The organism is Bacteroides sp. AF32-8BH (assembly GCF_003435205.1).
Taxonomy (GTDB): domain Bacteria; phylum Bacteroidota; class Bacteroidia; order Bacteroidales; family Bacteroidaceae; genus Bacteroides; species Bacteroides ovatus.
Genome location: NZ_QVLZ01000033.1, coordinates 57661 through 78370, shown reverse-complemented (window position 1 = coordinate 78370; position 20710 = coordinate 57661). Strand labels below are relative to the sequence as shown.

General features: G+C 41.6%; 18 protein-coding genes. 9 read left to right on the top strand and 9 right to left on the bottom strand.

Translation table 11 applies throughout. The features are described from left to right. Window positions 1-135: 135 nt before the first annotated feature. The gene (locus DWZ47_RS21155; protein ID WP_004300861.1) at window positions 136-1152 is read right to left on the bottom strand and encodes an energy transducer TonB; all 1017 of its coding nucleotides are present in this window, start codon (window positions 1150-1152) and stop codon (window positions 136-138) included. 120 nt (window positions 1153-1272) lie between these two features. On the opposite strand from DWZ47_RS21155, the gene pheS reads away from it, so the two are divergent. The 8 genes from pheS to DWZ47_RS21110 all read left to right on the top strand — a co-directional run bounded on the left by pheS (window position 1273) and on the right by DWZ47_RS21110 (window position 11388). After that, the gene (gene pheS / locus DWZ47_RS21150; protein ID WP_074705420.1) at window positions 1273-2292 is read left to right on the top strand and encodes a phenylalanine--tRNA ligase subunit alpha; all 1020 of its coding nucleotides are present in this window, start codon (window positions 1273-1275) and stop codon (window positions 2290-2292) included. A gap of 148 nt (window positions 2293-2440) precedes the next feature. Continuing rightward, on the top strand, window positions 2441-3640 hold the full coding sequence (locus DWZ47_RS21140) for an MFS transporter (RefSeq protein ID WP_008648869.1): 1200 nt from the start codon (window positions 2441-2443) through the stop codon (window positions 3638-3640). Then, window positions 3637-4314, top strand: a complete 678-nt coding sequence (nth, locus tag DWZ47_RS21135; protein WP_004300865.1) for an endonuclease III — start codon at window positions 3637-3639, stop codon at window positions 4312-4314. The genes DWZ47_RS21140 and nth overlap by 4 nt, the downstream gene beginning before the upstream one ends. A gap of 93 nt (window positions 4315-4407) precedes the next feature. Further along, a complete protein-coding gene (locus DWZ47_RS21130) occupies window positions 4408-5667 on the top strand; it encodes a phosphoglycerate kinase (protein WP_004300866.1) in 1260 nt (419 codons plus the stop codon). A 106-nt stretch (window positions 5668-5773) separates the two neighbouring features. Beyond that, window positions 5774-6748, top strand: coding sequence for an ABC transporter substrate-binding protein (locus tag DWZ47_RS21125; RefSeq protein ID WP_004321507.1), 975 nt, complete (start codon window positions 5774-5776; stop codon window positions 6746-6748). Between the two features lie 10 nt (window positions 6749-6758). Beyond that, window positions 6759-7802, top strand: coding sequence for a porin (locus DWZ47_RS21120; protein ID WP_117514566.1), 1044 nt, complete (start codon window positions 6759-6761; stop codon window positions 7800-7802). Window positions 7803-7988: 186 nt separating this feature from the next. Continuing rightward, window positions 7989-9173 carry a DUF418 domain-containing protein gene (locus DWZ47_RS21115; protein WP_117514564.1) on the top strand — a complete coding sequence of 395 codons (1185 nt, stop codon included), beginning with the start codon at window positions 7989-7991 and terminating at the stop codon, window positions 9171-9173. Window positions 9174-9180: 7 nt separating this feature from the next. Continuing rightward, window positions 9181-11388 carry a tetratricopeptide repeat protein gene (locus DWZ47_RS21110; RefSeq protein WP_004300870.1) on the top strand — a complete coding sequence of 736 codons (2208 nt, stop codon included), beginning with the start codon at window positions 9181-9183 and terminating at the stop codon, window positions 11386-11388. A gap of 183 nt (window positions 11389-11571) precedes the next feature. On the opposite strand, the gene DWZ47_RS21105 is transcribed toward DWZ47_RS21110, so the two are convergent. From DWZ47_RS21105 to DWZ47_RS21085, 5 genes are read right to left on the bottom strand one after another with little or no spacing between them, the layout of a single operon-like run. Then, on the bottom strand, window positions 11572-12153 hold the full coding sequence (locus DWZ47_RS21105; RefSeq protein ID WP_004300871.1) for a Maf-like protein: 582 nt from the start codon (window positions 12151-12153) through the stop codon (window positions 11572-11574). Between the two features lie 40 nt (window positions 12154-12193). Beyond that, window positions 12194-12715 carry a KdsC family phosphatase gene (locus DWZ47_RS21100; protein WP_004304399.1) on the bottom strand — a complete coding sequence of 174 codons (522 nt, stop codon included), beginning with the start codon at window positions 12713-12715 and terminating at the stop codon, window positions 12194-12196. Further along, a complete protein-coding gene (locus DWZ47_RS21095; protein WP_004311403.1) occupies window positions 12696-13490 on the bottom strand; it encodes a Rossmann-like and DUF2520 domain-containing protein in 795 nt (264 codons plus the stop codon). Before DWZ47_RS21095 ends, DWZ47_RS21100 begins: the two co-directional genes overlap by 20 nt. A 7-nt stretch (window positions 13491-13497) precedes the next feature. Then, a complete protein-coding gene (locus tag DWZ47_RS21090) occupies window positions 13498-13833 on the bottom strand; it encodes a hypothetical protein (RefSeq protein ID WP_004311402.1) in 336 nt (111 codons plus the stop codon). A gap of 2 nt (window positions 13834-13835) precedes the next feature. Next, on the bottom strand, window positions 13836-14372 hold the full coding sequence (locus tag DWZ47_RS21085) for a nitroreductase family protein (RefSeq protein WP_004327009.1): 537 nt from the start codon (window positions 14370-14372) through the stop codon (window positions 13836-13838). Between the two features lie 122 nt (window positions 14373-14494). Here DWZ47_RS21085 and DWZ47_RS21080 point away from each other — a divergent pair, with 122 nt between their 5' ends. Then, entirely contained in the window at window positions 14495-14719 is a 225-nt protein-coding gene (locus tag DWZ47_RS21080; protein ID WP_008026002.1) for a hypothetical protein, read from the top strand. A gap of 88 nt (window positions 14720-14807) precedes the next feature. Here the strand turns inward: DWZ47_RS21080 and DWZ47_RS21075 are convergent, their stop codons facing one another. From DWZ47_RS21075 to DWZ47_RS21065, 3 genes are all read right to left on the bottom strand, one after another. Then, entirely contained in the window at window positions 14808-15350 is a 543-nt protein-coding gene (locus DWZ47_RS21075; protein WP_004321516.1) for a beta-class carbonic anhydrase, read from the bottom strand. Between the two features lie 103 nt (window positions 15351-15453). Beyond that, window positions 15454-17484 carry a RagB/SusD family nutrient uptake outer membrane protein gene (locus tag DWZ47_RS21070; protein WP_117514562.1) on the bottom strand — a complete coding sequence of 677 codons (2031 nt, stop codon included), beginning with the start codon at window positions 17482-17484 and terminating at the stop codon, window positions 15454-15456. 19 nt (window positions 17485-17503) lie between these two features. Then, a complete protein-coding gene (locus tag DWZ47_RS21065) occupies window positions 17504-20683 on the bottom strand; it encodes a SusC/RagA family TonB-linked outer membrane protein (RefSeq protein ID WP_004321519.1) in 3180 nt (1059 codons plus the stop codon). Window positions 20684-20710: the final 27 nt, after the last annotated feature.

Sequence of the window (20710 nt, the reverse complement as noted above, 5' to 3'; positions counted from 1 at the left end):
ATTATTTATTCACAATAGAAGAAGTACCACCAAATTTGACGAAGAACCTTTTTTTTATTTATTGGAGAGAGTATAAGTTCAACTTATAAATGCAATATTTCTTTTTTATTAATCGGACTTTAGATGCAAAGTTGCTTATTTATTCCGATAGAGTTGCGGACGGAAAGGAACATAAAGAGTGTAATTACTATCCGCCGGCTTTCCTCCCACCAATGCAGGTGACCATTTCGGCATTCCTTTGACAATGCGGAGAGCCTCCTCTGCAAATTCCGGATGAGTGGAACGTAGAATATGAGGACGAAGGATAACCCCTTCTTTATCAATAGTAAACTCACATAAAGCATAACCCGAAACATTCTTCTCCAAAAGCCCTGACGGATAAACCATTTCACTGGCAATATATTCTTCCGGAGTCATCGCAGAGAAATGAGCAGGTTCCTCCACCTGTCTTCCGGAAAGTGTCTTTGAACGGGGACCCACCGGATAAATTCCGATATACATCGGCCGCTTATAAGCATCCGGCTCTTCCTTGGTGCGCTGTTGCAATGCTTTTAATAAAGCAGCAGCCTCCACTGCCAACGTCTGTTCAGAAATATTTTCCCCTCGGGATAACATATAAGCCGACTGACAAACCAACACGAGACGTTCCATCAACGTTCCCTTTTCCGGCGACCATTTACGTCCCATCTGCTCTTTACCTTTAGCATCCGTAGAAGAGAAAAAATAAACAATTCCATCCAAACCAGCCGTAGAACCGTCCAAATCCTGTACCTGCTCTGTCACCAAACGAAAGATAGCCCCTAAAGACTGATATAGGGAAGCACTAATGACAACCGATTTAGTATCCACCGTCACCGTCCCCTTCTCTGCCTGCCAATAAGTACGCGATAATGTGTTCGAAACCAGGGTATAACGTCCATTCCTCTTCTCTACCGACATTGCATACTCCGGCGAAAAGGAAGGGATAGCTGCAAAACGCGCATAAGGCTGTTTCTGGAAGCCCGTATTAAGTAAAGAAAACACACTACGATAATATTCGCCTAACTCGCCTGTATAAGTGGAAAAAGGTTTCACCGGCTCCAAATAGTCAATCTGGGCCGCAAGGCGAAAAGAAAAGGTTAAAAGCAGAAGACAGAAAACAATCTTTTTCATAAGTTGCCGGATTTTCGGTACATATCGGCAACAAAGATACAAATTATTTCGATGGTTCGTGATAAAATTATATCTTTGCACGGTTTTTACTAAGAAACTGAATAACAATACATCAAAAATATGATAGCTAAGATTGAACAACTTCTGAAAGAGGTGGAAGCCTTACACGCCTCCAATGCCGAAGAACTCGAAGCTCTCCGCATCAAATACCTAAGTAAGAAGGGAGCCATTAACGACTTAATGGCAGATTTCCGTAATGTAGCTGCCGAACAGAAAAAAGAAGTCGGCATGAGACTGAATGAACTGAAAACAAAAGCGCAGGACAAAATCAACGCGCTGAAAGAAATGTTTGAAAGTCAGGACAACGATTGTGACGGACCGGATTTGACGCGTTCGGCTTATCCTGTAGAACTCGGTACACGCCACCCGCTCACCATTGTAAAGAACGAAATCATTGATATCTTTGCCCGTCTGGGATTCAGCATTGCCGAAGGTCCGGAAATTGAAGATGACTGGCACGTGTTCTCGGCACTGAACTTTGCCGAAGACCATCCGGCACGCGATATGCAGGATACTTTCTTTATCGAAGCTCACCCGGACGTAGTATTGCGTACACATACTTCTTCTGTACAGACTCGTGTGATGGAAACTTCACAGCCTCCTATCCGCATCATCTGTCCGGGACGTGTATATCGTAACGAAGCTATCAGCTATCGCGCACACTGTTTCTTCCATCAGGTAGAAGCGCTGTATGTAGATAAAAACGTATCATTCACCGACTTGAAGCAGGTATTGCTGCTCTTCGCCAAAGAAATGTTCGGTGCTGATACAAAGATCCGTCTGCGTCCGTCTTACTTCCCGTTTACCGAACCAAGTGCGGAAATGGATATCAGCTGTAATATCTGCGGCGGTAAAGGATGTCCGTTCTGTAAACACACCGGCTGGGTAGAAATCCTCGGTTGCGGTATGGTAGACCCGAACGTACTTGAATCAAATGGTATAGACAGCAAAATATACAGCGGTTATGCCCTCGGTATGGGTATCGAGCGTATCACAAACCTGAAATATCAGGTGAAAGACCTCCGTATGTTCTCTGAAAACGATACACGCTTCCTAAAAGAATTCGAAGCGGCATATTAATAATGTGCTAAATTTACCAGTATGCCAATGTTCCCAATGAAACCGTCGGACGGTGATCGGGACATTGGCATATTCATCAACAGACCAATCAGGCCAACGGCGTTGGTTTCCAATCAATGCGAATCGGTCGATTGAACGATCATTCATTATGGCAAAGGATAGACTCATTACTCCCAGTTATTGTTTCATCTTGGCAGCCAACTTCCTGCTATACTTCGGTTTCTGGTTGCTGATTCCTGTTTTGCCGTTCTATTTATCCGAATTCTTCCAAGCTGGAAATTCCACTATCGGCATTGTCCTCTCCTGCTACACGGTGGCAGCTCTCTGTATCCGTCCATTTTCCGGTTATCTGCTCGACACGTTTGCCCGAAAACCTCTTTATCTGTTTGCTTACTTCATCTTTATGATGATGTTCGGCGGATATTTAATTGCCGGTTCCCTTACCTTATTTATTATATTCCGAATCATTCACGGCGTCTCTTTCGGAATGGTCACAGTAGGCGGAAACACGGTAGTAATAGACATTATGCCCTCTTCCCGGCGAGGGGAAGGCTTAGGTTATTACGGGCTTACCAACAACACAGCCATGTCCATCGGACCGATGTTCGGACTGTTTCTGCATGATGCGGGAGTTTCTTTTGCTACGATATTCTGCTATGCATTCGGTTCCTGTATTTTAGGTTTTCTATGCGCAAGTCTGGTTAAAACGCCCTACAAGCCTCCTGTGAAACGGGAACCGATCTCGCTCGACCGCTTTATCCTGATGAAAGGACTGCCTGCCGGACTTAGTCTGCTGCTGCTTTCCATCCCTTACGGAATGACGACCAACTATGTTGCCATGTACGCCCGCCAAATAGGATTGAACACACAAACCGGATTCTTCTTCACCTTTATGGCAGTCGGTATGGCCATCTCGCGTATCTTTTCAGGAAAACTGGTGGATCGCGGAAAAATAACGCAAGTAATAGCTGCCGGATTATACCTGGTTGTTTTCAGCTTCTTCCTGCTTTCAACTTGTGTATATCTGATTCAATGGGATGATACAGCCTGTACCCTGCTGTTTTTTGGCATCGCATTATTAATGGGTGTCGGGTTTGGAATTATGTTTCCGGCATTTAACACGCTGTTTGTCAACCTCGCCCCCAACAGTCAGCGGGGAACAGCGACTTCCACCTACCTCACTTCCTGGGATGTAGGAATCGGTATCGGTATGCTGACGGGAGGATATATCGCAGAAATAAGTACATTTGATAAGGCCTATCTTTTCGGAGCCTGCCTGACGGTAGTTTCCGCCCTCTATTTCAGACTAAAAGTGACGCCTCATTACCATAAAAACAAGCTACGATGAGAAAGAAAGAACGTTATGAGAAAGTAATCGCCTGGTTTCAGGACAACATACCTGTAGCCGAAACCGAACTGCATTACAACAATCCGTATGAGTTGCTGATCGCTGTTATTCTTTCTGCACAATGTACGGACAAACGGGTGAATATCATCACTCCTCCTTTGTATAAAGATTTTCCGACTCCGGAAGCACTGGCTGCCACTACGCCGGAAGTGATTTTCGAATATATACGAAGCGTGTCTTATCCCAACAACAAAGCCAAACATCTGGTCGGTATGGCAAAGATGCTGGTGAATGACTTCAATAGCGAGGTGCCGGATAATCTGGAAGATCTGATAAAGTTGCCCGGTGTAGGAAGAAAGACTGCCAATGTGATCCAGTCGGTTGTATTCAAAAAAGCGGCAATGGCGGTAGATACACACGTGTTCCGTGTCAGCCACCGTATCGGACTGGTGCCGGACAGTTGCACCACCCCGTTCAGCGTGGAAAAAGAACTGGTGAAGAATATTCCGGAAAAGCTCATACCGATTGCCCATCACTGGCTCATCCTGCACGGCCGTTACGTTTGTCAGGCACGTACTCCCAAATGTGACACCTGTGGTTTGCAAATGATGTGCAAATATTTCTGTAACACCTATAAAGTTACAAAAGAGGAACCAAAAGCCAAGAATAAATAACGATTTAATAGCAAGGAACCGAAATAAATAGTAACTTTGCGGTCGTTCTAAAAGAAGAATTTTAAAAACACTTTTAAATAAAAATAGAGTATTATGCAGACAATTGACAAATTCAATTTTGCCGGTAAAAAGGCATTTGTTCGCGTGGACTTCAATGTACCCCTGGACGAAAACTTCAACATTACAGATGACACTCGTATGCGTGCAGCTCTTCCTACTTTGAAGAAGATTCTGGCAGACGGCGGAAGCATCATCATTGGCTCTCACCTGGGCCGTCCGAAAGGCGTTGCCGATAAATTCTCTTTGAAACATATCATCAAGCATCTGTCTGAATTGCTGGGCGTTGAAGTTCAGTTCGCTAACGACTGCATGGGCGAAGAAGCTGCTGTAAAAGCTGCTGCTCTGCAACCGGGAGAAGTGCTGTTGCTCGAAAACCTTCGTTTCTACGCTGAAGAAGAAGGTAAACCAAGAGGTTTGGCAGAAGATGCAACTGACGAAGAAAAAGCTGCTGCTAAGAAAGCAGTAAAAGAAAGCCAGAAAGAATTTACCAAGAAATTGGCTTCTTACGCTGACTGCTACGTAAACGACGCATTCGGTACTGCTCACCGTGCACACGCTTCTACAGCATTGATCGCTAAATATTTCGATGTAAACAACAAGATGTTCGGTTACTTGATGGAAAAAGAAGTGAAAGCTGTTGATAAAGTATTGAACGATATCAAACGTCCGTTCACTGCTATCATGGGCGGTTCTAAAGTTTCTTCTAAAATCGAAATCATCGAAAACCTGTTGAGCAAGGTAGACAACCTGATTATCGCTGGTGGTATGACTTATACATTTACTAAAGCTATGGGCGGCAAAATCGGTATCTCTATCTGTGAGGACGACAAACTTGACCTGGCTTTGGATTTGATGAAAAAAGCAAAAGAAAAAGGTGTAAACCTGGTATTGGCTGTTGACGCTAAGATTGCTGACGCATTCTCTAACGATGCAAATACTAAATTCTGTGCTGTTGACGAAATTCCTGACGGATGGGAAGGTCTTGATATCGGTCCTAAGACTGAAGAAATCTTCGCTAACGTTATCAAAGAATCTAAGACTATTCTTTGGAATGGTCCTACAGGCGTATTCGAATTTGACAACTTCACTCACGGCTCACGTGCAGTAGGTGAAGCAATCGTTGAAGCAACTAAGAACGGCGCATTCTCACTTGTTGGTGGTGGCGACTCTGTAGCTTGTGTTAACAAGTTTGGTTTGGCTAGCGGTGTATCTTATGTTTCAACTGGTGGTGGCGCATTGCTCGAAGCAATCGAAGGAAAAGTTCTTCCGGGTATCGCTGCTATTCAAGAATAAGATAATTGTTAAAATCACATAGTTAATTATTAGAAGGGCAGTTCTTTGTGAAAAGAGTTGCCCTTATTTATAAAAACAGAATTCCTCTTATTTATAAAAACGAGGTATGAAAAGACCGATACTATTCTTTTGGTTCATCCTTTTCTTCCTTTACTCTTGTCAGAGTAAGAAAGGAGACAGCTCTTTTTTACCTCTAACCGAACTGCAACCACTTACCCTGGGCATGATGCCTACACTGGACGGACTTCCTTTTCATATAGCCAAAACGCAAGGCATTTACGACTCATTAGGACTGGATTTGACCATTCTTTCATTCAACTCTGCCAACGACCGGGACGCCGCTTTCCAAACCCGGAAAATGGATGGCATGATTACTGACTATCCCAGTGCGGTAGCATTACAAGCTATTCATCATACTGATTTAGGATTCATCCTGAAGAATGATGGTTATTTCTGCTTCATTGTCTCCAAAGAAAGTAACATCAACCAACTGGAACAGCTCAAGGAAAAGAATATCGCCGTGTCGCGCAACACAGTTATCGAATATGCCACCGACCAGCTATTAAGCAAAGCCGGAATCAAGCATGCGGAAATAAACATGCCGGAAATCGGCCAGCTTCCTCTCCGTCTGCAAATGTTGCAGTACAATCAAATTGATGCCTCTTTCCTACCCGACCCTGCCGCATCCATCGCCATGAACAGTAAACATCGTTCATTGGTAAGTACGCAAGAGTTGGGTATCGATTTCACCGCTACCGCTTTTTCACGAAAAGCGCTCAACGAGAAGAGAGAAGAAATCGAGCTACTCATCACAGGATATAACCTGGGAGTAGATTACATAAAAATGCACCCGCAGAAAGAATGGGAGCAAGTATTGATAGAAATAGGTGTGCCCGAAAATCTGACAGGACTCGTCGCCCTCCCCAATTATCAAAAAGCAAAACGCCCCTCCGCTGAAGCGATAGACAAGGCTATACACTGGTTGAAAGAAAACCACCGAATACCCCAAACCTACTCTGAAAAGAATCTGATTGACACTACATTTATTCCCACAGTATCAACTATAATCAAAATCAAATAACAACTAACTCATGCGAAAAACACTACTCCAACTCTTAACCTTTGTAGTATGCATTACAAGTATGCAAAATCCTCTCCTGGCACAGGAGCAGACACCATTAAATCAAGTTGTCAACACACTGAAAGAACGGATTAGTCTCTCCGGATATGCCCAACTGGGATACACTTATGACGATGCAGCGAATCCGGATAACACATTCGACATCAAACGAATCATTTTCATGGCACACGGGAAGATCACCAAACGGTGGACTTGTGATTTTATGTACGACTTCTACAACGGGGGCATGTTACTCGAAGTGTATACCGATTATCAGTTTCTCCCCGGACTTACGGCACGTATCGGTGAATTCAAGGTTCCTTATACCATAGAAAACGAATTGTCTCCTACTACAGTAGAACTTATCAATTGCTATTCACAATCTGTCTGCTATCTGGCAGGAGTAAGCGGCAGCGATAAATGTTACGGAATGACTTCCGGACGGGATATAGGTATGATGCTTCACGGGAAATTATTTCGTGACTTCCTACAATATAAAGTAGCTGTAATGAACGGACAGGGACTGAATACCAAAGACAAAAACAGTCAAAAAGATGTGGTCGGTAATCTGATGGTTAATCCGCTGAAATGGTTGTCCGTAGGTGGTTCGTTTATCCGCGGAACAGGACACGCCATAGCTGACTCTGAATATACCGGAATCAAAGTAGGAGAAAATTACGCTAAGAGACGCTGGAGTGCAGGAGGGGTTGTCACCACTTCCACTTTTAATCTGCGTACGGAATATCTTGCCGGAAAAGACAGGAATGTGAAAAGTGAAGGTTTCTATGCAACAGGCAGCGTACGCTTCGCCCGGAATTTCGATTTCATCGCTTCGTTCGATTATTTCGACCCGAACAAAGCTGCAGATTTCAAACAAAATAACTATATTGCAGGCGTACAATACTGGTTTTATCCCAGATGCCGGTTACAGGCACAATACACCTTTTGTAATAAGAAAGGAGACGGACAAAAAGATTCCAACCTGATACAGGCACAGGTACAAGTGAGGTTTTAAATTCAAGGACTAAATTTAAGTATTAGGTATCAAGTATTAGAGCCGAAGCATCAGGGTTAAGTTCCAAGGTAAAGTATCAAGGCTATAGTAAGTAGTACCTTAACAATAGGATTAAAGCAGTAGAGTTGAAGCAGCCGAATCAAATAATTATAAAATATAAACCTTATTAATAACAGAACAAAAATCATGGAACACAAAATCGCCGAAACCAACGCCCGAATAGACGTGGCCGACGTATTAAGAGGATTGGCAGTAATGGGGATCATCCTCTTGCACAGCATCGAACACTTTAATTTCTATTCTTTCCCGGAAGAAGTCCCTTTTGAATGGATGAAATTTACCGATCAGGCTATCTGGAGAGGATTATTCTTCACATTCAGTAATAAAGCATACGCTGTATTTGCTTTGCTCTTCGGTTTCAGTTTCTATATTCAGGACAATAACCAACAACGGAGAGGGAAAGATTTCCGCCTGCGTTTTTTATGGAGATTATTCATCCTATTCATTATAGGACAATTCAATGCCGCTTTCTTTACCGGCGAAATATTAACCATGTATGCGATTTTAGGAATTATCCTGCCGATATTCTGCCGGATGAGTGACCGTACAGTTGCCATCTTTGCTACTTTATTAATCCTTCAACCTATCGACTGGGCAAAACTGATCTATGCCTTGTGCAATCCTGACTATGTGGCAGGTAAAAGTTTGGCAGGTTATTATTTCAGCATCGCTTTCGACGTACAAAAACATGGCAACTTCCTTGAAACAGTCCGCATGAATATGTGGGAAGGACAAATGGCTAACATGACCTGGGCTTTGGAACATGGACGTATCTTACAAACACCGGGATTATTCCTATTCGGAATGCTGGTTGGCCGCCGCAAATATTTCCTGTATAGCGAACAGAACGAACGCTTGTGGTTAAAAGCATTAGCCATTTCGCTTCTCTGCTTCTTCCCCATCTACGGATTGAACAATATGTTGCCGGAATTCATCGAACGGAGTGCCGTCCTTGTTCCTCTACAGTTGATATTAAGTTCATTCAGCAGCCTTAGTTTCATGGTATTACTGGTGACAGGATTACTGTTGACTTTCTACCGTGTGAAAGACCGCAGTTTCTTTATGCGTTTCACATCTTATGGTAAAATGAGTTTAACGAATTATCTCGGGCAATCCATTTTCGGTTCTCTTTTGTTCTATCATTGGGGATTCGAATTGGGACGATATTTAGGAATCACATATAGCTTCCTTTTTGGCATCCTTTTTGTTCTATTACAAATGGTATTCTGTTCGTGGTGGCTCCGACACCATAAACATGGTCCTTTTGAGGGTCTCTGGAAACGTTTGACCTGGATTGGAAGAAATAAATAATTAAATAATGATGAACGAAAAAACGATTAATGAACAATACGCATATATACGTACCTTACTTGAAGAGAAAAGGCTCAAGGAAGCTCTGATGCAGTTGGAATCTCTGCTGTGGCAGTGTCCTGACTGGGATCTACGCACTCGCCTGGAACAATTGCAGACTTCCTACAAATATATGCTGGAATACATGAAACAGGGAGCAAATGACCCTGAACGATGGAATCTGTATCAGAAAATGGTATCAGACACGTGGGGAATTGCCGACCAATCACGTTTGCTCATATTGGATAACGCTTCATCAAGATACTATCATGAAGTACGACGTACTCCCAAATCGCCAGATTTGTCAAACTATGGTCTTAAAACCATATTACACATACTGGAGTCTTTTAATGACGACTTGGCAGTCAGTGGATTACTGTCTGACGAAAAGATGGATGAAGTATTAAAGCGGCATGAGGACACGCTCAAGTTTATGTTTATCAGAACATGGACAAACAGTGCCTGGACTCCCGAAGACGAGGAAGATGCAAAAGCCATGCTTGCCTCGGAATTACTTCCGGGAGACGACTTATGCTTATTTGTCAGTGCCCTCACATTGAGCTTGATGGAATGTTTCGACTTACGAAAAATAATGTGGTTGCTTGATGCTTACGAGCATCCCAACGTCAACGTCAGCCAACGGGCATTGGTTGGTGCGATGATTATTTTCCACATTTACAGAAGCCGACTTACTTTCTATCCGGAACTGATAAAAAGGGTGGATCTCATGGAAGAAATTCCTTCATTCAGAGAAGATGTCGCTCGCATTTACCGCCAAATGCTATTATGTCAGGAAACGGAAAAGATTGACAAAAAGATGAGGGAGGAGATTATTCCCGAAATGCTGAAGAATGTTTCCTCCATGAAAAATATGCGGTTCGGCTTTGAAGAAAGCGATGAAGAGAACAACGACATGAATCCGGATTGGGAAGATGCATTCGAGAAATCCGGACTGGGGGATAAATTGCGTGAAATGAACGAATTGCAGTTGGAGGGTGCAGATGTATATATGAGTACTTTTGCGGCTTTGAAAAACTATCCGTTCTTCCGCGAGGTGCATAACTGGTTTTATCCATTCAGCAAGCAACAGTCTAATGTGCTCAAGGCAATGAAGCAGGCAGGAAATCAGGGAGGCAGTCTACTGGATTTAATTCTTCAATCGGGATTCTTCAGTAACAGTGATAAGTACTCTCTCTTTTTCACGATCCATCAATTGCCACAGTCACAACAGGATATGATGTTGAGCCAACTGAATGAACAACAGGTTGCAGAATTGGCGGAGAAATCGAATGTTGAGACGATGAAGAAATTCAATGAACGTCCGGGAACGGTCAGCAACCAGTACCTGCACGATTTGTATCGTTTCTTCAAACTTAGTGTGCGCAAGAGTGAATTCAGAGATATTTTTAAAGAGAAGCTCGATCTTCATCATGTCCCTGCACTCGACAATATATTGCACTGGGAAGATGTATTATTCCCCATTGCCGATTTCTACCTGTCAAAGGAACGTTGGGACGAGGCTATCGAAATTTATGAAGAGTTGGAAACGATTGGCGGATTCGAAGGAGAGAGTGCTGAATATTACCAGAAGTTTGGCTATGCATTGCAGAAAAGAAAGAAATATGCAGAAGCTATCCAGGCTTACCTGAAAGCAGACACGTTGAAACCGGATAATATCTGGAACAATCGCCATCTGGCTATTTGTTATCGGTTGAACAGAAATTACCAGGTAGCAATCACCTATTATAAGAAGGTAGAAGAAGCTGCTCCAGAAGATACCAATGTGACTTTCCATATCGGTAGCTGTCTGGCCGAATTGGGGCAATATGAAGAAGCACTGAATTATTTCTTCAAACTGGATTTCATCGAGAACAACTGTATTAAGGCATGGCGTGGTATCGGATGGTGTTCATTTATCAGCCAGAAACATGAACAGGCGATGAAGTATTATGAAAAAATAATAGAACAAAAGCCTCTGGCTATTGACTATATGAATGCAGGACATGTCGCCTGGGTGATGGGAGATATTCAGAAAGCTTCCGTTTTCTATGGAAAAGCCATTACGGCTAGTGGAAACCGGGAACGATTCCTGGAAATGTTCCATAAAGATGAAGAAGCTCTTCTCACACAAGGAATTCGGGAAGAAGATATTCCTCTGATGTTGGATTTATTATAGTCTTCCACATCTTTCAGTTTGGGATATTCAGTAAATGTTCCTGCTTAAAAATACAGAAAAAGGCTGCCTCATTTTCTATTTTGAGGTAGCCTTTTTGCATTATTGGACTAAGTATATCTTATGTATTTCATGTAATCAATAAGTTTATTACACTGATATATTCAGATATATTCAAGATACTTACTACAGCTTTTTCAACTCTCCGTACAGTTTCTGTATGGGAAGCCCCATAATATTATAGAAACTACCGGAAATTGATTTAACCCCGATATACCCGATCCACTCCTGAACGCCATAAGCTCCTGCCTTATCCATTGGCTGATAACGATCTACGTAATACAGGATTTCATCTTCTGACAAGACATCAAACAATACTTCGGAGGAAGCGGTAAAGCTTTTTTGCCACTCGGTAGTAGTCAGGCAAACCCCTGTGAAAACCTGATGAGATTTTCCCGAGAGAGCGCGAAGCATTTCAATGGCTCCTTCCCTACCCTCCGGTTTCCCAAGTACTTTCCCATCTAACCAGACTATGGTATCTGCCGTAATCAATAATTCTCCCGGCTTCATCATGGTACGGTAGGCATCCGCCTTTTCACGGGCAATATATTCAGGTATTTCAGCACCCACCAATGTATCCGGGTATGACTCGTCTACATCCGGCAATGTTCTGACTACATAGTCTACTCCTAGTCCCGACATCAGTTCTTTCCGACGGGGAGAATTGGAAGCTAATATAATCTGATATTTATTTAAGTTATCAAGCATGGTTTTATTCGTTATTAAACAACGATTATTTATAATTAAGTTACCAACCGAAGGCGTCTTCCGCCATCCATAGACCGTGAGCTTTCAGCACCTGCTCCACTACATCACGTCCGCATCCACGACCACCGTCTGCATAAGAAATATACTTTGCAACGGATTTCACTTCCGGCACGGCATCTTTCGGGCAGCATGGCAGTCCGCACTCACACATCACTTCAATATCCGGCACGTCATCACCCATATATAGAATTTCATCATCGGTCAATCCGTACTTATCACGAAAAGCACGATAATCATGTATCTTCACAGCAGAACCCATGTATAAATCCTTCACTCCCAGTCCCTCAAAACGGATACGTACCGCTTCTGTCCGGCCACCGGTGATGATAGCTATGTGAAGTCCTTTTTTCACAGCCAACTGGATGGCGTACCCATCTTTGATATTCACCGTGCGCATCGGTTCTCCGGAAGGATGCAAAGGTACGGTTGTCGAACTCAATACTCCGTCTACATCAAAAGCTAAAGCCTTGATACGGGATAAATCATAATTGATGGTGCTCATGGATACTTTTGCTCATTAGTTTATATATTTCCTGCAATGCCGGAGAATCTACCAACATGGCAAGATGATTACTCATCACATTCTCATCGTAACGAACAGCGGGTCCGGTCTGTGCATCACGTGGCGCCAATTCGTGGACTTTACGTGCTGTTTCATCTATCAGCGGAAGCATGACATCGAAAGGCAAGTTGTATTTTTCAAGCAAATCAGCTGCTAATGCATACATGTGATTGGTGAAGTTACAGATAAAAACAGCAGCCAAATGAAGGCTCTTACGTTGCTCGGAAGAAGCCTCGTAGACCTTTTCCGAAAGTGTGGCGGCAACAGCCTTCAACAATTCCACGTCTTCCGGCCTTTTCGCTTCAACAAAGAAAGGCACTTCCTGAAATTTAACTTCACGTTGTTTGCTGAATGTCTGCATCGGATAAAATACTCCGTAACGTTCTGCATGCCCTTCCCAAACGCTCATCGGAATGCTTCCTGCCGTATGCACCAACAAAGACGCTTGCTTTCCTTCTGTTATCTGCGGTAACAAATCTACTAAAGCATCATCTTTCAACGATACGATATACAATTTTGCATCTTTGGAGACTGCCTGTAAATCTGTTGTATATTCAGCTTCTACTTTCTCGGCTAAGGTACGGGCAGATTCCATAGTCCGGCTATATACCTGTACAATGCGGAAACCTTTACGATAAAGAGCTTTCGCCAGATTAGTAGCCAAGTTACCTGCACCGATAAACACGATCGGTGTATCTTCTATACTTCTTTTCATTATTCTCTTATCGTTTTGCAAACCAGAATAAAACGATTCCGATGATGAGCAGTGTCAATGGCAACAGATATCCGGATAACGAACCCAATAAGGACATGACCAAACCGATATTCATCACTAGCCAAAGCCCAAGCAACACAAAACCAATTGATTTATCGCGTTTGAAAATAAGGAAACAGATCGAGGCGTACAATAGCATATTGTCCTTATTCATCACCCAAGGCAGTCCAATGGAAGAGAAATGAATCAGTTTATCAATCAGATAAAGTGCTCCGATAACGATAAAGGTAACAGCAGTAGCCAGATAGGTATCTTTACTATTATTCGCTTTAGCAGCTCCCATACTTATTTTCCTCCGAACTTGTTAATATGAATTTTCTCCCATTGAAGATGTTCTTCATTGAAAGGTTTACGTTCCATCCCTTTATGTCCGATAGCAATGACAGAAAGAATCTGAAGTTGCAAGGGAATATCCAAAATTCCATGGACAAATTCATCGGAAGGCATTCCGGTGGCAGTGAAACGTTCGCGAACCTGCACCCAACAACTTCCCAAGCCAAGATCTTCAGCCTGCAACTGTATCATGATGGAAGCAATGGAAGCGTCTTCAATCCAAACATCGCTGGCCAACGGATCGGCCATTACAACAATCGCCAAAGCTGCATCGGCAATGAACGAAGAAGCCTGTTCCTTGCAATGAGACAATTCTTTCAATACCTCTTTATCATCAACCACTACAAACTGCCAACTATTACTACGTTTGGAAGAAGGGGACATCAAAGCTGCTTTCATCAACGCAACTACCTGATCTTGTGTCAATTCTTCATCGGTGAACTTCCGCATACTACGACGGTTCTTTATTAATTCACTGAAATTTTCCATATTATTTCCGGTTTCATTTGATTAATGTATGCAAAGATAATGCAAACCGAGCGTAATAGGAAATAAAAGTTTATACTAAATGAAGAATATATTGTATCTTTGCACAGAGAAATAATTTCATTATGAAAAAGCGAATTACACAAGACGATTACATTAAAGCGAATCGTAAAGCTAGCCGTGAGGCAGAAATAGAGATGTACGGGCACCCTATTTGTCACAAACGAGTGCACCAGTCAAAGAAAGTATATAACCGCAGAAAGATAAAGGCAGCCGACAAAAAGCTGCCTTATTTTTTTGTCTTCAAAATAGCGTCACTATCCTCCAGACATAGCGACACTATACAATAAGAATGGCGTCACTATCATGATAGGATAGCGTCACTATATTTAGGGGATTAAAAAAGCAGTTTATCTATTTACCTATCTATCTAATTATCTATACAATCCGCGTTAATTCCCCGGTCGTAGAATCAATAATAAATCCGTAGACTGTCACATCTGAAGGGATCAAAGGATGGCGTACAATAAAATCGACTGTTCCTCTCACCGACTTTTCCGTATCTTCGAAACCATCCAGCCACGAATGAAAGTCAACTCCGCAGAAACGCATCATGTCAATATAATCCGGATTGATTCCGCGTGCTTTCATTTTTTCGAGCATTTCTTCACTATGCATATGGCAAGCTCCACAATCAGAATGAGCAATCACCATTATTTCCTCTACCCCCAACTCAAAAATAGCAACAAGCAAACTACGTATCACGCTACCGAAAGGATGGGAAATAACGCCACCTGCATTTTTTATCATTTTCACATCGCCATTCTTAATTCCTAATGCTGCTGGCAGCAAAGCAGTCAGTCGGGTATCCATACAGGAAAGAATAGCTATTTTCTTATCGGGATATTTATTGGTAATATACGATTCGTATCCCTTGTTCTCAACAAATTGCTTGTTGTAAGCTAAAATTTCTTCTAACATAGTTCCGCTTTTTAAAAGTTCTGTTCGATTACACAAAGATATAGAAAAAAGGGACATATCATCACGACATATCCCCTCTTAATTTAAAATTTAATCTATATTGTTATTGTAAAAATCCGTCCAGACCAGACTTAGCTGTTGTACCATATCCATTGTCTCCATATTCTTCAGCATTATCAATCTGTTGAAGGAATGTTTGTGATATAGGACGCCATATATTATAAGATTTAAAACTGGAAGCAGCACGTTTGTTATATTTCGCCAAACGAGTTGAGAATGCTTGATGACGCTGCAACAATGCCCAACGTGAATGTTCTCCACAAAGTTCACGTGCATATTCATCGTAGATATCTTCTTCGGTGACAGTAGTCAGCTTATAAGACGACTCCAAAACTCCGGAACGAGCCGCACGGGCACGAAGCGTGTTCAAATATCCTGCAGCTTTTGTTCCATTACCCAAATGTTGTTCAGCCTCGGCAGCAATCAAATAAACTTCTGCCATACGCATCACAAAAATATCACCATTACGGATTTGCAAGTTACTTCCATAATATACTCCTTCATAACTCCAGATAAACTTATTCAAACATGGGTATGTTGCATATACTTTTGAAGTACGATCATAACTGCCAGGCATATCATTCTGTGTTTTCACGTAATTGCCATTTGCATCAAACAAATCATCTATATTCACACATGCATAAACACGGTCTTTCTTGTCTTCCGCCGACAAAGGTTCTTTGGATAAATAGAGGAAGAAACGATTATCATCCGCAGGCAATGGATAATCTATTACATATACTTTTTTAGGAGTCGTCAATGTTGATATATCTCCTGTAGTTACCCCTTTGGGCCACACAGACGCTGTATACTGATTTCCTCCATGAGACATCGTTTTGCCATCACAATCAACATACGGATAAATTTTTTCACCTACATGAGAAGCATCAATACCATACTTCTGACATAAATCGCTAGTCAAAGTCACTATATTCTTAGTATACGGAATCCATGCCACTTTTTCCATAGAAAATGCCCCGAAAGCAGTCTGGAATGAATTCTCCCAACGTTTATCCCAAGTTGGTTCAAAGCAGTCCAGCAAATATTTAGATGGTGCGCAGTTGCCATTGTTGGTACGTCCATAAAAATAGTTCTGTTTGTCAGATCTAATCTTACTAATATCCGACAGGTTCGTCTGATTCCAGTAAGTATACGTAAACAATTTATTATATCCCGCATTCGAATAATCCCATGCGTCATCATCACCGGCATCACAACCTGCTGCAACAAAAAGCGCTTCTTTATTAGTACGGTTATTGCCATCAGCCCACATATCCGATATATCTTTATAAAGATAACCTCCATAAGTACCTCCGCCAGCTTCTGTATCCGCAATAAAGCTTTCTGCAACATCTGCCGCTCTTTGCCAGTAAGAAACACCATTCTCACTCAACCCCTGGCCGGCTCCTTGTATGTAGGCACGAGCCAAAAGTCCCATAGCCGATTTTTTTGAAACACGGGCACGATTATTACCGTAAGGAGTTGTATTCAGATTATCTGCAGCATATTTCAAATCATCAATGATGTATGAATAAATTTCAGATAACGTATTACGTTTAGGTTCCAACACAATATTATTTCCCGCTTCATTCATACAAAGAGTGATCGGACCAAAATATGTAGTCAATATCAAATGATAAAAACCACGCAAACAACGTGCTTCGGCTGTTAACACACGAATATCATCCGCATTTCCTTCTACACTTTTCGCACGGTTTATAACGGTATTACATATCCCCAAAGCAGTATACGCCTGCATAAATAATTTATCCCATGCCTTATCTTTACTCGGCGTCAGAGATTCATAATAAAAGAGTTCTTTCGAGTTATCATTATTATTTGCCGTCAACCACGTATCCGTACCAACCTCTGCAACAGATAAAAAGTCTGTCACAGTATACAGTTGACTATAAATAGGGTTATAACACTGGGTTTGCATTCCGTACCACCCGTCAAACGTAGCCAACGTTTCTTCGCCGGTAACTTCCATTGGATTATATTCATCCAATGAACATGAATTGATAGTAACCATCGCACACAATGCTAAGGCCACATTATATACTAATTTCTTCATTATTTATCAGTTTAGAGAATTAAAATGAAAGATTAAGACCAAAGACTAACTGTTTTGTCAATGGATAGTTCAAACCACCATTCATTTCCGGATCATAATCCTTCAACAAATGACTTTTTGCAATAACGAATGGATTAGTAATCGTTCCATACACACGGAGCTTGCCCAATCCCAATTTTTTAGCCAATTTATCAGGCATAGTATATCCCAATGTTATATTCTTTATTTTAAAGAATGATCCATCTACATACGACAACGCTGCAAAGCCTGGATAATAGCTCAACTTATCCTTGATAGAAGCATCCATGGCTGGAAAATCGTTCGAAGGATTTGTTTCAGACCATACATTGAAATAAGTAGGATAGTTGTTCAACCCTGTCGGGTCATAATCCGTCAATACAGAATATTTAATCATCTGTCCCCAACGCATATACATATAAATACTTAAATCAAAATCTTTATATGTCAAAGTATTCTGGAAACCCATTGTCCAATCCGGAGAGTTATGTCCCAATACTTGATAATCATCAGCAGACACAGAATATGTATTAGAAGCATCATAACGGATTTCCTGTCCGTCAGCATTCACCTTCGTATAGTAGACACTACCGTCCGTATCCGTATGCCGCACCATATCAGGCACATTAATCTTTATAGATCCCGGCTTCAGTCCAAACACAGCAGCATCAGCTTCTTCACCTTTCTGCCAGATACCATCCAATTTGTAGTGATAAAAAGAGTTGATTGCACTACCTACCGCATACGTATAATCGCCATTGATTACTTTATCATTAGCAGTTCCGGTCAGTTTCGTAATCTCTTCCTTATTATATGCAAAAGTCAGAGCCGATGTCCATTGAAAATTTTTAGTTTCAATGTTGCGGGTATTCAAAGCAAGCTCAAGACCTTTATTTTTAGTTTCACACAAGTTTATATTGGTCAGATATTGCTCTTTAGAACTATAGGAACCGTTCACTACAGGTAATGATTTTTTCCATATCACACCTTCCGTCTTAGTCTTATACATATCCAATGTTACATTGATACGATTATTCAGGAAAGAAGCATCAATACCGATATTGGTGTTCTTTGAACGTTCCCATGTCAGTTCCGGATTAGCTATTATTTTAGTGAGATTATAAATCTGCGTTTTTTCACCACCTAATGTCAACCATCCGGACTCCAGAGAAGAAGAGGAAGAATAAGGATCAATACTGGCCGTACCAGAAATACCGTAACCCACACGAATTTTTAAATTATCCAACCAGTTTCTTGTACTTTCCATAAACTTCTCGTCAGAAATACGCCATCCCAATGAAACAGCCGGGAAATTAGACCATTTATGATCTTTAGCCAAACGTGAAGAACCATCCCGACGAATAGAAGCAGAAAGCAAATACCTACCCAATAAAGAGTAGTTGATACGTCCTACTAATCCGACTCCTTTAGACATGGTATAACTGGATGAATTTTTCTGAACGGCAGCTTTTTCCAATCCTTCCCACAAATATTTATTGTTAGCAATACCTGTTCCTGTCATTTCCGTGTTATCCGTCTGGTTATGATTCCAGGTAGACACACCAGTAAGCGTAAATTCATGTATCTTAGCAATATTAAAGTTGTAAGTTACGATATTTTCCCACTTATAATTATATGATCTGTTTTGAGTAATCTTGGCATTTGTATCTGTCTCTACATTTCCTCCCGCTTTATAAAAGTTGTACGAGCCATCTCCCTGGAAACTATTCGAACGGGAATAAGTCAACGTCCCATTCACGCGTGACTCCCATGTCAATCCTTTAATCGGAGTTATTTTAATATAAGGATTCACATACAGTTTTGTATTCTGGGATTGGTTTCTCCAATTACTTTTATTATTCATCAAAAGATTCAAATAGCCGGCATCTCCTTCAATTGGATAAGGATTAACATTGCCATTCTCGTCATAGATTTCACCATAAGGAATAGCCGTCATACCATCTTGAATCTTTGCAAAAGGCTTATTCTGATGCACATAAGATGCCTGAATGCTAATTCCTGTAGTAAACCATTTATTGATTGTGTGATCGATGCGAATATTTGTTGAATACAATTTATAATTATCATCATTGTATTGTCCGTTTTCATCGGAGAAATTCATAGACATATAGGCCTTTGTATTTTTTGTACCTCCTGAAACCGACAAACTATAATTCTGAACAGTCCCCGTGTGCAACAATTCATCTACCCAGTCAATGTATTTGCCGTTTTGATAAGCTTCATAATAAGCAGGGTTAGTAAACATATTGGCATCATCCACATAAGTACCCGCATTTTTATGGGCTGTACGCAAACCCTCCATGTAGGTTTCTCCTTGGCGGACTTCCGGCATTGTAGACCAGCTGTTTATACCAAAAAAGGCATTAAAATTGGCAGTCAATTTTCCTTCTTTTCCACCTTTGGTAGTAATGATTACAACACCATTGGCACCGGAAGAACCATAGACAGCCGTAGAAGAAGCATCTTTCAACACTTCAATAGATTCAATATCATTCGGATTCAGTGTCGCATAGTCACCCGGCATCCCGTCAATAATAAACATAGGATTACCACTTGCTGTCAATGAACGGTTACCGCGCAATTGCATTTTCACTCCTGAACCCGCTTGACCCGATTCTCTCGTAATATCCAATCCCGCTACTTTACCCTGCAACGCTTCCATCGGGTTTGTGCCCGGATTCATCGTAATGTCTTCCGATTTCACTGAAGCAACCGCCCCTGTTAAATCACGTTTCTTCACTGCACCGTAGCCAATGACCACCACTTCATCCAATGCCTGCGTATCCGAAATCATTTTCACATTGACCGGTCCGTTACCCGTCACAGTCACCGTTTGTTCTTTGTAACCGATATAAGAAATGACCAGTTCTTTTCTTCCCGCCGGAAGATTGATAGAGAAGTTACCGTTAAAATCGGTAATCGTACCTGTACTTGTTCCTTTCACAACGATAGAAACCCCAATCAACGGCTCCCCGCTTTCATCAATGATAGTTCCTTTCACAGTTTTCGTTTGTGTGACAACTTGCACCATAGTATTAGAAACTCCATCTTCTGCATACACAGAATATGACAGAGGGGCAGACAATAAAGACAGCCCTAAAATCATGGAAGCGCGTCTATGATGATTCTTCCATGCTTCAACAAATGCATTACATCTCATTCGTTCTAATTTAAAGTTAATATTAAT